This window comes from Candidatus Nitrospira neomarina (assembly GCF_032051675.1).
Lineage (GTDB): Bacteria > Nitrospirota > Nitrospiria > Nitrospirales > UBA8639 > Nitrospira_E > Nitrospira_E neomarina.
Genome location: NZ_CP116968.1, coordinates 867,906 through 881,814 on the forward strand (window position 1 = coordinate 867,906; position 13,909 = coordinate 881,814).

The 13,909-nt window shown below is 50.9% G+C and carries 10 protein-coding genes; 7 read left to right on the forward strand and 3 right to left on the reverse strand.

Features of this window, described 5'->3' with window-relative positions; all coding sequences use genetic code 11:
- Positions 1-79: 79 nt before the first annotated feature.
- Positions 80-1,957, reverse strand: a complete 1,878-nt coding sequence (gene treZ / locus PQG83_RS03920; RefSeq protein WP_312747007.1) for a malto-oligosyltrehalose trehalohydrolase — start codon at positions 1,955-1,957, stop codon at positions 80-82.
- Positions 1,958-2,158: 201 nt separating this feature from the next.
- On the opposite strand from treZ, the gene glgX reads away from it, so the two are divergent.
- On the forward strand, positions 2,159-4,294 hold the full coding sequence (gene glgX, locus PQG83_RS03925) for a glycogen debranching protein GlgX (protein WP_312747010.1): 2,136 nt from the start codon (positions 2,159-2,161) through the stop codon (positions 4,292-4,294).
- A 154-nt stretch (positions 4,295-4,448) separates the two neighbouring features.
- Here glgX and PQG83_RS03930 read toward each other — a convergent pair whose 3' ends face one another.
- Together PQG83_RS03930 and PQG83_RS03935 are read right to left on the reverse strand one after the other, a co-directional pair.
- Positions 4,449-4,676 (reverse strand): YtxH domain-containing protein, encoded by a 228-nt coding sequence (locus PQG83_RS03930; protein WP_312747012.1) that lies wholly within the window; start codon positions 4,674-4,676, stop codon positions 4,449-4,451.
- A 50-nt stretch (positions 4,677-4,726) separates the two neighbouring features.
- A complete protein-coding gene (locus tag PQG83_RS03935; RefSeq protein ID WP_312747015.1) occupies positions 4,727-5,074 on the reverse strand; it encodes a DUF2934 domain-containing protein in 348 nt (115 codons plus the stop codon).
- A gap of 536 nt (positions 5,075-5,610) precedes the next feature.
- Here PQG83_RS03935 and malQ point away from each other — a divergent pair.
- The 6 genes from malQ to PQG83_RS03965 all read left to right on the forward strand — a co-directional run bounded on the left by malQ (position 5,611) and on the right by PQG83_RS03965 (position 13,787).
- A complete protein-coding gene (gene malQ / locus PQG83_RS03940; protein ID WP_312747017.1) occupies positions 5,611-7,845 on the forward strand; it encodes a 4-alpha-glucanotransferase in 2,235 nt (744 codons plus the stop codon).
- A gap of 207 nt (positions 7,846-8,052) precedes the next feature.
- Entirely contained in the window at positions 8,053-8,901 is an 849-nt protein-coding gene (locus PQG83_RS03945) for a mechanosensitive ion channel family protein (protein WP_312747020.1), read from the forward strand.
- A gap of 3 nt (positions 8,902-8,904) precedes the next feature.
- The gene (locus PQG83_RS03950; protein WP_312747022.1) at positions 8,905-9,741 is read left to right on the forward strand and encodes a magnesium transporter MgtE N-terminal domain-containing protein; all 837 of its coding nucleotides are present in this window, start codon (positions 8,905-8,907) and stop codon (positions 9,739-9,741) included.
- Positions 9,738-11,072 carry a magnesium transporter gene (gene mgtE / locus PQG83_RS03955; protein WP_312747024.1) on the forward strand — a complete coding sequence of 445 codons (1,335 nt, stop codon included), beginning with the start codon at positions 9,738-9,740 and terminating at the stop codon, positions 11,070-11,072. Before PQG83_RS03950 ends, mgtE begins: the two co-directional genes overlap by 4 nt.
- Before the next feature lie 173 nt (positions 11,073-11,245).
- Positions 11,246-12,013: a CBS domain-containing protein gene (locus PQG83_RS03960; protein ID WP_312747027.1), complete on the forward strand. Its 768-nt coding sequence runs from the start codon at positions 11,246-11,248 to the stop codon at positions 12,011-12,013.
- A gap of 337 nt (positions 12,014-12,350) precedes the next feature.
- On the forward strand, positions 12,351-13,787 hold the full coding sequence (locus PQG83_RS03965) for a Do family serine endopeptidase (protein WP_312747030.1): 1,437 nt from the start codon (positions 12,351-12,353) through the stop codon (positions 13,785-13,787).
- Positions 13,788-13,909: the final 122 nt, after the last annotated feature.

Here is a 13,909-nt window from a genome sequence, read left to right on the forward strand (position 1 = left end):
CGACTAGGACAGATATCCTTCCGGACAAAGAGTGAGCGATGTTCATTGATATGCTCCCTCTAATGGTCATCACCTGAGCCTAGTCAGATTTCAGAAAAATCCAGGCGGGATAGGGTGGAAGCTTGAGAGAGACCTGCTCCACATTCTGAACGGTGAGATTGGAGGGAGCCAGGAGTTCTTCCTGATCGCCGGCGGCGAATGTTCCACTATCCAGGCGGGATTCCCAATTCCCTTTTGGAAGTTTGACTAAGGCTAAAGAGGCCTTGTGGTGAAATCCCAGAAGGACCAGTGCCTCGGGCCCCTGTTTCGCACGGCGATGAATAATCAGCAATTGACTTTTCGCATGTGACCCAATCTGGATTTTGTGGCCTTTCACTCCGGTGCCTAATGCGGGAATAGATTTTCGCAGGTGAATCAACGCCTGGCACCACCGCGCGTGGGTGTGTTGCTGGGGATTGGTCTCAAGACATGGATGAATGATGGAACGATCGAAGGTTTCTTGAGCATAGGGATCAGGAATGTCCGTCCATCCGAATGCGGCAAATTCCCTGGTTCTCCCTTGTCGGACGGCTTCAATTAACGCAGGATCCCCATGGTCGATGAAATACAAAAAAGGAGCGGTTTCGCCGTATTCTTCTCCCATAAATAAAAGAGGAAGATATGGTGAGAGCAGCACGGTGGCATTGGCGACTTTGAGGGCTTCAAAACTCACCAAGCTACTGAGTCGGTCTCCCTGTGCGCGATTGCCGATTTGATCATGATTTTGGGCGCACACCACAAGTTGTGTTGGTGAGCAGGGTTTAAAGGAATTGCCATGTTTCCGTCGCCGGTGTGGAGAATATTGTCCTGAATAGACCACACCTTCCCGTATAGCCTTACCCAGGTCTTTAAGTTGTCCAAAGTCTTCATAGTAGCCCTTACGCTCATTTGTGAGCAGGGCATGCAGGGCATGATGAAAGTCATCGCTCCATTGCGCGTCCAACCCATATCCCCCTCGTGAGGGAGGCGAAATGATGCGGACATCATTCAAATCACTTTCGGCAATGACCTGAACCTGGCGCTTGAGTCGGTCTCCCTCCGTATGAACCGCTTCCCCGATGTCCTGAAGAAGATGCTTGGCGCTGAAGTCGAAGATGCCGTGAATCGCATCAAGCCGTAACGCATCAATGTGGTATTCATGAATCCAATAGACCGCATTGCTGATCATGAAATGTCTGACAGCATCACTATCGGGTCCATCGTAGTTGAGGGCGCTCCCCCATGGGGTTTTATAGGTGTCGGTAAAGTACGGACCAAAATCACCAAGGTAATTTCCTTCCGGACCCAGGTGGTTGTAGACCACGTCCATGATCACCGCGAGACCCGCTGCATGACAGGCATTGACCAATCGCTTGAGGCCATCGGGTCCACCATAGTTGTGTTGCGGAGCAAAGAGAAAGGTTCCATCGTATCCCCAGTTTCTGGCCCCAGGACATTGCGCCACCGGCAAGAGTTCAATGGCGGTAATGCCAATCTGGTCACGCAAATATGGCAGACGGCTGATGATGGCATCAAAGGTTCCATCCTGGGTGAACGTGCCGGTATGGAGCTCGTAAATGATGTATTGATCGAGGGGCAGGCCACGCCAAGCTGTATCCGTCCAGGAAAATGCCAAAGGATTGATAATTTCCGAGGGGCCGTGGACACCGTCCGGTTGGAATCGGGAAGCCGGATCAGGGCGTTCAATGGAGTGATTTAATACATATTGATAGCGGGTGCCTGGAGAAATGTCTTGCAACGTGCCTTTCCAATATCCAAAAGGTTCCTGGCTAAGGAGGGTCGCTTCCCCGGTACTTCCCATGATTTTGACGGCCACCGACTGGGCCTTCGGTGCCCACACCCGAAACTCCACAGATGAGGTGTCGATATATGAGGCGCCCAGGTCTAATTGCCATTCTACTGGCTCTAATTTTTCCAAACGTGGTGCCTCCTTTTTTGGTATTTTTCGATTGAATTGTTAGCTGGTGGGGGATGAGTGAAGTTTAACAAAAAAGCTGAAGAGCTGTATATGGAACTGCAGGAGCGTCTGATTAGGTTTGCCCCATTTTGAGATATGCTGTATTATCGTCCCCCGCTATTCCCGATATCCGGAACCCCATATTCAGGAGAGCAGAATATTATGAGAATTTGGCCAGGTCGATCATACCCGCTCGGTGCCACATGGGACGGGCAGGGAGTTAATTTTGCACTGTTTTCCGAAAATGCAACCGGTGTGGATCTTTGTCTGTTTGACAATGAACTTCAGGAGCAGGAAACCCAACGGATTCCTATTGAGGAACGAACGGATCAAGTCTGGCATGTCTATTTACCTGAGGTGCGTCCTGGCCAACTTTATGGATACCGGGTGCATGGGCCCTATGATCCAGAGGCGGGGCACCGGTTTAATCCTGCCAAACTTCTGATCGATCCGTATGCGAAATCCTTGACGGGTGTTGTGCGATGGTCCGATTCCATGTTTGGTTACCGTCTTGGCGATCCGGCAGGTGACCTGTCATTCGATGATCGGAACAATGCGGCAAACATTCCTAAAGGGGTGGTCGTCGACCAGGCCTTTAGCTGGGGAGGAGACCAACGGCTGAATACTCCATGGGAGCAGACGGTCATCTACGAGGTCCACGTCAAGGGAATGACGATGCGGCATCCGGATGTTCCTGAAGCATTGCGTGGAACCTATGCGGGCTTGGCGTCTCCGGCGATTCTTGAATATTTTCAATCGTTGGGGATTACCGCAGTGGAATTGTTGCCGGTTCACCATTTTGTGAATGATCTCTATCTGAAAGAGAAGGGCCTCACGAATTATTGGGGGTACAACTCCATCGGGTATTTTGCACCTGACATCCGGTATTCGGCCTTCCCCGGTGGAGGAGAAAAGGTCGATGAATTCAAATCCATGGTTAGAAAACTTCACAGTTCCGGCATCGAAGTCATCCTGGATGTCGTCTATAACCATACCGGAGAAGGGAATCACTTCGGGCCGACGTTATCATTCCGGGGAATTGATAACGCCTCCTATTACCGGGTGTCTCCGGACAATCCACGCTATTACATGGATTACACCGGCTGTGGAAATACGTTGAATGTCCGACATCCACGGACCTTGCAGTTGATTATGGACAGTTTGCGGTATTGGGTGAATGATATGCATGTGGATGGTTTCCGGTTTGACCTGGCATCCGCGCTCGCACGGGAATTACATGATGTGGATCGACTCAGCGCCTTTTTTGACATCATTCACCAGGATCCGGTGTTGTCACAGGTGAAGCTGATCGCCGAACCCTGGGATCTGGGAGAAGGCGGCTATCAGGTGGGAAATTTTCCTCCTGGGTGGGCCGAGTGGAATGGGAAATACCGCGATTCCATTCGCCGGTATTGGAAAGGAGATGGTGGATTGCTTGGGGAAATTGCCAATCGTTGGTCCGGGAGTAGCGATCTCTACGGAGAAAGTGGGCGACAACCCTATGCCAGTATAAATTTTGTGACCGCTCATGACGGATTTACCCTCCAGGATTTGGTGTCGTATGACCACAAGCATAATGAAGACAATCAGGAAGGAAATCGGGATGGAACCGATGATAATGATAGTTGGAATTGTGGTGTGGAAGGCCCGACGGAGGATCCCGCGATCCAGGAGTTGCGTGACCGGCAGGTCCGGAATTTTTTCGCAACCTTACTGTTATCCCAGGGAGTACCGATGATCTGTGGCGGGGATGAATTAGGTCGTACGCAACAGGGGAATAATAACGCCTATTGCCAGGATAACGAGTTGAGTTGGCTGAATTGGAACCTGACGCGATCCCAACTCGGATTGCTGGACTTTGTGAAGATGCTCATTGACATTAAAAAAACCCATCCGGTGTTTCAACGACGAAGGTTTTTTCAAGGGCGCCGGATAGAAGATTCGGAAGTGAAGGATGTGGCGTGGTTCGGATCGCATGGAAAAGAAATGTCGCATGAAGATTGGCAGATGGGGCATCGAACATTGGGAATACGATTGGCCGGGGACGCCATCGTAGAGAAAGACAGTCAAGGGCGACCGATTGTGGATGAGACGTTTTTAGTATTGATAAACGCCCATCATGAGGATGTGGACTTCATACTTCCTGCCCACACCAAGTCGGTGCGGTGGGAGTTGGAGTTCGACACCGCTGTACCGGTTGACAAGAAAAATCCCAAGCATTCGAAATTATTGAAGGGGGGACAACCCTATCATTTAATTTCTCGAGGGCTGGCCTTGTTCCGAACTCCGAAATCCTGACGAGAGGCACGTCATGGTCACCAACCCTTGGGCCCGATGTAACCCTTAAGCATAGGAATGAATCAACCGCTATGCCCCACGCCACGGCCATATGGCCAAGCGGTGAGGGAGACATAGGCCTTTATGAGAAAACGGCCCATCTGGCCTCAGTACGCTAAACAACAAATTTTTTGCTGCGCTCCACCATGCCGGTGACCGCTTCTTTGGCATCTTCTGCAAATTCTCCGGCCCGTTCGCTGGCGTCTTCCATCATATTCTTTAATTGACGACGGGTTCGGGATCCCGACTGAGGAGCCATCAACAGACCAAGTCCGGTTCCGAGAACCACTCCGACCATAAGAGAAACCCCAGCGAGTAAAACATATCGTGTGTCGTTATCCATGTGAGATGCCCTCCATTAGTGTGAAGTCAGTGAGTAATCGTGTTCAACAATCAAGGTTCCATTTGTCTACTATGTGGCGGAGGCTGCTTCAAGAGTATCTCACGCTCGGCTTGAAGCCAATCTTCCCAATCACTGCCATGTTGGCCTCCGCGACGGTGATGAATTTCATAGGCGCGTCGGGCAATACGTTCCCGCAATTCCTCGGATAGGGCCATTGAAGGACCAGGATAGGAGACTTCAGGTTCCTTGTGAATCGCCTGAGACGACGTCTGGCGCTTGGTCGTGGCTGGGTTCACAGATTTGCTGCTGGTTTTTTTTGCGGTCTTGGCTTCAGGTGTCGCTTTTTTTGTGGTGGACGGCTTTTTCTTCGGTTTCTCGTCTGGTGTTTTAGGGGGCATGTTTCCTTTCTCAGCTCCTATGCTTGTCTGACCTTTGGGGGACCCCATTCCGACTCATTTATAGCCTTATTGTACCGGAATTTTGGTTCTTCGTCCAAGCTGTTGGGCGAGGTTTTGCTTTTTTTTCGAGGCTATCGCCGTGTCGTGAAAGAACGAAAAGGCATTCTCCCAGGGAGTGGGTGGAAACGTTCCTATGGAAACAATCAGGTGTGTATAGTACGTGGCATTTTTTGACGTTTCGGATCGATATTTTCAGGAGTGAACAACGAGGTTTTGCAGAAGACACAAGATTGATCTTCCCTTACAATTACAACGATAAAGTCTTAAGGGAAGTAAGAGACCGTTGGGAGGGGAGTGATACTCTTTCAGAATGGATGGTTGGGCCAATCTTCTGATACGAAGTGCCGAACAACATATGGTGGAGCCATGGTGCTTCAGCAAGACACTCTCATGAGCCGGATGCAACCAAACAGGGTATGAGGGATGGTTAGTAACTATGTCCGCAACAGCTGCCATCAAGGACCGTATCTTTTTGAATGACAACCATGAATAACTTTGAACTTGCCACGAAGCCGATTTGGCAGTTAGGCCGGCAGTATGGCATTGAACCGGTTTATGTTGATGGTTTAGGTGTTGAGCGGCAGGTTAGGGTGCCTCATCTTCAACAAGTCCTGGCAAGCATGGGGGTGAAGGCCTCATCGAAGAAGGAAATACTTGACTCGCTTGCTCATGCGGTTTCCCGAACCTGGACACAGGTCATTGATTCAGTTGTGGTGCGGTATCCTTCTGATGCTCCGTTCATGTTGGCTCTGTCCCTTCCTCTTGGGAACATCAGTTTGGAGAAGATTTCCCTTGTCATCCAGGTGACGGATGAGAAGGGGGGCACCCGGCGTCTATCTCTGCCAGGATCCAGGGGCAAGGTGACATCCGAGAAGGCGATCCGTGGTGTGAAATATGTCCAGGTTCATTTTCCTCTTTCGGGGAAATTTTCACTTGGATATTTCCGTCTTTCAGTCCGTGTGAAGCTGCATTCAGAGCGAATAGTGGAGGGACGGGCCCTGCTCATAGTGGCACCCAAGAAATGTTATCTCCCCCCTTCACCCAAACGGGCTTGGGGAATTTCGCTCCAACTCTATGGTTTACGGTCCCACAGAAACTGGGGAATTGGAGATTTTCGAGATTTAGAAGAGGTCATGAAGGTGGCGGGGACTCGTTGGGGAGTCGCCACCATCGGGGTCAACCCTCTCCATATCCCGGCGGTGGGATTAACGAGTCCCTATTCTCCGTCCAGCCGTCTCTTTTGGAACCCTGTGTACTTGAACCTGGAGGGGGTGGAGGAGTGGCGGACGTCTGCAGGGCTTCGTCAAAAAGCCAAGAGTGCAAAATTCCAGCGTCGCCTCCAACAGTTTCGAGAGAGTCCATTGGTCGATTATGAGGCCGTAGGGAAACTGAAATGGACCATTCTCGAAGAACTATTCCGAGTGTTTCGACGACACCATCTCCAGCCTAAGCATCCTACGGCACGTGGAAAGGCATTTACCAGATTTGTGTACGGGTTCAATCCCCATCTGACCATGTTTTGTACATTTCAGGCTTTGACAGAGCGCCTGGGAACGGTGGCGTGGCGTACCTGGCCGAACTCCTTCCGGCATCCCCAGTCACCTGATGTGGAAGTGTTTCAACGAGCCCATGCCACTCGGATCCAATTTTATCAATATGTTCAATGGTTATGTGAGCTGCAATTACAGAACCTCGATCATGTTGCCAAGAAACATGCGTTGTCGTTCCGGCTGTATCACGATCTACCGGTTGGTATTCATCCCGAGGGAGCCGATGCCTGGGTCTTTCAAGGTCAGCTTGCCTCAGACATCACCGTTGGCGCGCCGCCGGACTCCTTTAATCTGAATGGACAAAGTTGGGGACTGGTTGTTCCCAATCCCGTTCGATTGCGGGAAGATGGCTATCGCTTTCTTCGAGAAACCTTTCGGCAAAATATGCGACATGGAGGTGTCCTCAGAATCGACCATGCCTTGGGGCTGTTTCGAATGTTCTGGGTTCCTCAAGGCGGAACAGGAAAGGATGGCGTGTATGTCAAGAGCTATGTGGATGAAATATTGGCGGTCCTGGCTTTAGAAAGTGTGCGACGAAAAGTGATGGTGGTTGGGGAAGACCTGGGTGCGGTCACTCCTGTCATTCGGGAAAAATTAGATGCCGCCGGGCTTCTATCCTACCGCTTGCTATTTTTTGAACGAGAACATGGGGGGGAGATGACCCCTCCACATGCCTATCCTGAGCAGGCGCTTGTGGCCGCAACCACACATGATCTTCCTACGCTCAAAGGTTTTTGGGTTGGACGAGATATCATGATCAAGCAAGCAGGGGGGGTATATCTCAGAAAAAAAGATTGCAAGCAAGACCGGCAGCAGCGGGCGGAAGATCGGAAACAATTATGGGAGGCCTTACATCGGGAGGGCCTCTGTTCTACCGAGCCAATTCCCCCTAACCTTTCTGACGATATGCTTCAAGCCATGTACCGGTATTTAGCCAGGACACCCTCCCGCCTGCTCATCGTGCAGCTTGAAGATTTGTTGGCGGAGCTTGATACGCCTAATCTGCCTGGAGCACCGGAATCAGTCTATCCTTCCTGGCGCGTGCGGATCGGGCGAGACTTGACTGCTTGGCTCAATGATCCGGCCATCCTGCGCTTTACTAAGGCCATGCAGCGTGAACGACGGAAAGGTGGACGTGGCCACCAAATAGGCAGGGAATAGGCTTTGGGAGCGTTTAAGAGTAAGGATGGACAGCCAGATGGTCTCCCATGAGTCAAATACGGTGTCTCGCCGGAATGTCAGTTGCGTGATGTGTAGGAGGATACTATGATCAACGATTGGCGTGGTCCGATGCCCATCGGGTCTGATGGGGAAAACGAGGCGTTTCGTCTAAGTTAGGTCGATACCGAAGAGAGGACGATCCTTCATATGCAAGAGAAAAAGTTGACGATGGCCGGGTGGGTGGATGGCTTAACCGACGCGGTTACCGCGAGCCTGGCTCAAATTATTGCTTATTTGCCAACCCTGATTTTGGCGTGCATGTTGTTGGGACTTGGTTATGTGTTGGCCAGGCTGGTTTGTGTCGTGGTGACCCGCTTGTTGCAATTGATGGGGTTTGACCGTTTGCTGAGTCGAACTGCGGTGCAAACCTTATTGGAGCGATCAGGAACCAAGCAGAAAAGTTCTGAAATTTTGGGGATGATTGGTTTTTGGATTATTTTCCTGGTTTTTCTCATACAAGCGTCCGACACCCTCAGCTTGACGATGGTCTCGGATGCCTTGACGAGTATTGCCTATTATATTCCCAAAGTCGGGATTGCGGTGTTGGTGCTGGTTTTGGGTTTAATTGCCGCGAATTTTGTTCGTGAGTTGATTACCATGACGTGTAGTTCGGCAGGAATTACCCACGGGACCATGGTGGCCCAAGCCGTCTATGTGGCGGTCGTGTTGTTGATTGTGGTGACGGCCATTGACGCACTCGGCATTAATACGGAATTGTTGAACAATACCATTGTCATCCTCTTAGCAGGATTGATTGGGGGTGCGGCATTGTCGTTTGGGTTAGGGTCACGAACCGCTGTGGCCAATCTCATTGCCGCCCATTATTTAGGATCAATGGTTCGAGTGGGCATGACCGTAAAAATTGGAGAGAACCAAGGAACCGTGGTTGCGGTCACACCAATTTCGGTCGTGTTAGAAACCCGGGAAGGCCGGGTCATCGTTCCTGCGACTCAGGTGACCGAATCCACAGCCGTCATTACCCATCCCGAGCATTAGCATATGGAACTCGAACATCGGTTGACTCTGGGGTATTTGCAGGCCCATCCCGTGGAAGCGGCTCGTCATTTGGAATCGCTGGATCCTCATGAAGCGGCTTCGCTCCTGGAGACCTTACCTGGGGAAGAAATCGCTGGTGTGTTAGAGCATTGTTTGCCGGTGTCCACGGGCAAAATCATCGAAGAGCTTTCGAAAGATCTTGGAGCAAATGTCTTAGGCGCCATGAATGCCACATCGGCAATCGGGGTTCTTCGACAATTTGAGGAACCTGTTCGTCAGGACATATTGGACCGGTTAGATAATCCAATGGGAGCGACCCTTCGCCGTGCTTTGCGGTATTCACCCAACACGGCCGGAAGTTTAGCGGATCCTCAGGTGTTTACCCTCCCACCTGATATTGCTGTCGAAGAGGCCATCGACCGTATTCGTACCTATGGCCAGAAAGCCATGTACTATGTCTACGTCATCGATCGCGATAGTAAATTGGAAGGTGTCATCACATTGAGGCAACTGCTCATTGATCGGTCTGATCATTTAGTCGGAACATTGATGGAGACTCAGATCACCACCTTATCAGCAGAAGCCAATCTGGAAGAAATCCTCAAACATTCTGAGTGGAGCCGGTTTCATACCCTGCCGGTGGTGGATCGGTGGGGAACATTTTTTGGAGCTCTGCGATATCGGATGTTACGAAGGATTGAGAAAGATGTCGGAGGCAAGGCCCCGTTGGGATCGGTGAGTGATTCGCTCATGCAACTTTGGGAAGTCTATTCGTTAACGGGCATTCGCTTAATGACCGATGTGGCGGAGACGCTACAGGAACGGAACAAAATAGGGTGAGGGATCTGACCACGCAGAGGAGTACGAAGGTTCGGGGAAGGGGGCATCTCCTCAATGAGGCATTTTTTCAGAACCATCATGAGGAAGCCGCACGAATTCTGGAAGGGTATCCGGTGGAGGATATTCTGCGAGTCTTACAAGGAACCAGTCCGAACAATGCGGCGAATCTTCTGGCCTGTATTACTCCTCCCGTGGCTGCGGATACGTTGGCGATCATGCCCACCGATTTGCTGAAACAGGTTGTGCCGCATCTCTCGCCGTCATTAGCGGCATCTCTGTTTCAACGGTTGGACGACGATCTGCAACGGGCCATTCTTTTCAGAGTTCCTGAACGGTATGCCCAGGAAATCCGGTCCTATATGACCTACCCCGAGGAATCCGTCGGTCGAATCATGGATCCAAAATTTTTTGTGTTGCAGGAAGAAAGCACGGTTCGAGAAGCCATGGTCCAGGTGCGGATCAGGGCGCAGAAAGATGTCCATGATGTCTATGTTATTGATCGAACCCAAAAGCTCGTGGGCCGGATTTCCGTCCGTGACTTGTTGCTGGTGGATCCCCAAGAAAAATTACAGTCGGTGATGGTTCAGGATCTTCCCACCATTCATCCTCTGGAGTCGCGTGAAGAGATTGTCGAACTCTTTGGTGAACGACATTTTTTTACGATTCCGGTTGTGGATCTGGACGAACGGCTCTTAGGCGTGGTCCGGAACGAAGCCATTATTAAGGCCAGTCAGGAAGATGCCAGTGCAGACCTGCTTACAATGGTGGGTGCCAATAAAGATGAGCGTGCGCTTTCTCCCGTATGGTTTTCCGTCCGAAAACGATTGCCGTGGTTGCAACTGAATCTGTTAACGGCATTCCTGGCCGCATTCGTCGTGGGCATGTTTGAAGGGACCATTGCGAAATTTACCGCTCTGGCTGTTTTACTCCCGATTGTCGCCGGGCAGTCAGGCAATACCGGGGCCCAATCCCTCGCCGTGGTCATTCGGGGGTTGGCCCTGCGGGATATTCGACCATCCCAATGGCTCAGGGTCAGCGGGAAGGAAGTCTATGTCGCATTTTTAAATGGCCTGGCTGTTTCTGCGACAGCCTGTCTCGCCGTGGGATTGTGGAGCCGGTCGTTGGGATTGGTTTTCATCATCGGCTTGTCCATGATTATTTCGATGGTCATTGCCGGGTTATCCGGTGCCATCATTCCCATCGCCTTGAAAGCACTCAAACAGGATCCGGCCCAATCCTCCTCCATTGTGTTAACCACGGTGACCGATATAGTCGGGTTTTTCAGTTTCTTGGGGCTTGCTACCTTGCTTTCAAGTTTATTGGAAACCTGAGCGTTGATCGATTTGTGGGCAGGATCCTCTTCCTGTCCGCAACCCCCCGCTCCCATGCCCCTCGTGGGCTCATTTTCCTTCCGAGAAAATTTCTGATTGCCTACTCATTGATGGTAGGGTAGTATCGTTTTTGCTCTCATTTTTATCGTATGTCATTGAGGAAAGGAGGCTCTATGGGATCACAGAAGATGTCTAAAACGGATCGGGTGGGGACATTGGATCAGGATGTTTCCCGGATACGCCAACAGTTAGAAATTTTGAAAAAATTTCTGATAGATGAGCCTTCCATGGGCGCTTTAAACGAATTTGATTCCGCTACAGAAGAGATTCTCGAGGATGCGTTTGGCGGTTCCTCTGCGCTCTTAGATACCTATGATTATGCCCAACTTGGAGAGGCAGCGGGGCTGATGAATCTTTCTGAAGAGGCACCGGAAGGCACCACCCATCACTCACAGCGGGAAACGATCCGGCAACGGCAGCGAGTGCTGGAAAGCGCGATTGCAGATCTGGAGGCCAGGCGAGCCTCCCTCTCGCAGGAATCGAAGAAACGGAAAGCGTCCGGGCCGACCGTCTCCGATTATATGGCAAAAACTGTGCGATCTGTGTCGCTCGATGCCACCCTGCAGGAAGTCGGACAGTGCCTTCAAAAATGGAAAATTGGGTCGGTGTTAATTCAAGGCGGAGATGAGTACTTGGGGTATATCACCGAAACCGAATTGACTCGAGAGGTCGTCGCGTCCGGAACAGACCCCCTTACCACCACGGTGAAGACCTGCATGCGCGAACCGTTAGTCACGGTTGAGACGAGTGATCCAATTGTCGAAGCCGTGCGTCTCATGAAAGAAAAAGGCACCAGACACCTTGCGGTCACAGAAAGTAACAGGATCGTCGGTGTGGTCTCCGTTTCAGATATCATCCGATATTATTCCGGGGTTGTGTAAAGATTAGTCTTCTGAGAAATTGTCACTCGCCTTCTAGCATCGGGCTACCAGGCTCTCTTCCTCGGGAACACACGCAGGTTTTTCGTGGTCGTGTTTCTCGAGGAAGGTTCCACATTTTTCCATAAAATATTTGATCCGCCATTGTCATGAAGCTTTCGGAGGCAGCGAACGTAAGCAGAGAAAAATCTGCCTGATAGATCTCTGGTAACATTCGTATTTAGTCAATCGCATAATCTTTCCGAGATCGCAGACCTTCCATCACGAACCAATTATGGGGATAAAAATGGGTAATAGGACATGCAAGGTAACGCGTCACTTTCCCAGACGTATGGCGATCGTGAGTTCCGTCCTGGCCATGTGGATCGGTTGTGGCGGTGTGGTTGTGCTGATTACTGGAATGGACAGAGATGCCGGATGGGCAGCTGAATCCTCAGAGTCCTCTCAGGAACGAATGGAGGAAAAAACATTTAAGCAAGCAGGATTTGCGGACGTGGCTCAGGCCGTGACCCCGGCAGTGGTAAATATCACGGCAACCGTTGATATTGTCGAATCCCGGGGAGGAGGCGTTCCACTTCCGTTTAAAGGTTTTGGTGAGAGCCAACCGCCACGGGGTATACCCAAACGTCAAAAAGGTTCAGGATCAGGCGTCATCCTGTCTACCGACGGATATATTATGACCAATAATCATGTGATTGCCCAAAGCCGTGATCTTCTTGTCACTCTTCCCGATGCACGTGAATTTCCAGCCAAGGTTGTCGGGGCGGATCCCGAGACGGATTTGGCGGTTATCAAAATTCAGGCAGACAACCTTCCTGTGATTCCCTGGGGAAATTCCGCATCGTTAGCCGTTGGCCAATATGTATTGGCTATTGGCAATCCGTTTGGTCTGAATTCCACGGTGACGCTCGGTATCGTCAGCGCTCTTGATCGAGGAGGGATGGGGTTAGCCCGTTTTGAGGATTTCATTCAGACCGATGCGGCAATTAACCCAGGAAATTCAGGTGGGGCGTTGGTGAACACCCGAGGACAATTAGTTGGCATCAATACAGCAATAGCCTCTCAAAGTGGAGGGTATCAAGGAGTGGGATTCGCGGTGCCTTCTTCATTGGCAAGGCCGGTATTAGAGGAATTGATCAAACATGGCAAGATTGTCAGGGGATATTTAGGGCTGGGGGTACAGGAAATGACGACGGAACTCGCTCCGTGGTTTGGCCTGAAAAGCGGGGAAGGGGCCCTAGTAACCGATGTGGTTCCTGGTGGGCCGGCCGATAAAGCCGGAATACACCGAGGAGAGGTGATTCTTGAATACCAAGGGAAAAATGTGAAAGATGGACAAATGTTGCTGGAACACGTGACACGTGCCCCTATTGGAGAACAGATTGAACTGGGTACGATCGAAAATGGAAAAGAACGTCAGGTAAGAGCGGTCATCCGTGAGCAACCACCGATCCCTCATGCCCGGCGTACTCGAACGCCTCGCGTGGACCATCCTCTTGCCGGGGTGGAAGTGGCTGATGTCGATGAGGCGGCCATTCAAGAATATGGGCTGAATCCTGTCATCAAAGGAGCGGTGGTCGCATTCCTTGAGGAAGGATGTGCCGCTGAATTAGCGGGGATCGTAGAAGGAGATGTCATTATTGAATTGAATAAGCATCCCGTGGAATCCGTCAGGGAGTATTCCTCATGGTTTAAACGGCTTAAGAAGGAACAAGCGGTACTGGTGGTGCTTATCCGTTCCTCACGTCATTTGTATGTGGTGGTGAAATCTTCCTGAAGGAGTCAGGATGAGAAGGGTTTCCGGTGATTCACGGATTTATCAAAAGAGCTTTTGTCTGCGGTATTTAAATTCTTTGTCCAATGGTTCTTTATTTTTCTCAAGGGGCCGTGGATGTTTGA

Excerpts from the sequence above, each read along its gene's own strand:
- PQG83_RS03935 (WP_312747015.1), bottom strand. The coding sequence starts at position 5,074 with ATGCCCCCTAAAACACCAGACGAGAAACCGAAGAAAAAGCCGTCCACC.
- PQG83_RS03950 (WP_312747022.1), top strand. The coding sequence starts at position 8,905 with ATGGAACTCGAACATCGGTTGACTCTGGGGTATTTGCAGGCCCATCCC.
- PQG83_RS03930 (WP_312747012.1), bottom strand. The coding sequence starts at position 4,676 with ATGGATAACGACACACGATATGTTTTACTCGCTGGGGTTTCTCTTATG.
- glgX (WP_312747010.1), top strand. The coding sequence starts at position 2,159 with ATGAGAATTTGGCCAGGTCGATCATACCCGCTCGGTGCCACATGGGAC.
- PQG83_RS03960 (WP_312747027.1), top strand. The coding sequence starts at position 11,246 with ATGGGATCACAGAAGATGTCTAAAACGGATCGGGTGGGGACATTGGAT.
- malQ (WP_312747017.1), top strand. The coding sequence starts at position 5,611 with ATGACAACCATGAATAACTTTGAACTTGCCACGAAGCCGATTTGGCAG.
- PQG83_RS03945 (WP_312747020.1), top strand. The coding sequence starts at position 8,053 with ATGCAAGAGAAAAAGTTGACGATGGCCGGGTGGGTGGATGGCTTAACC.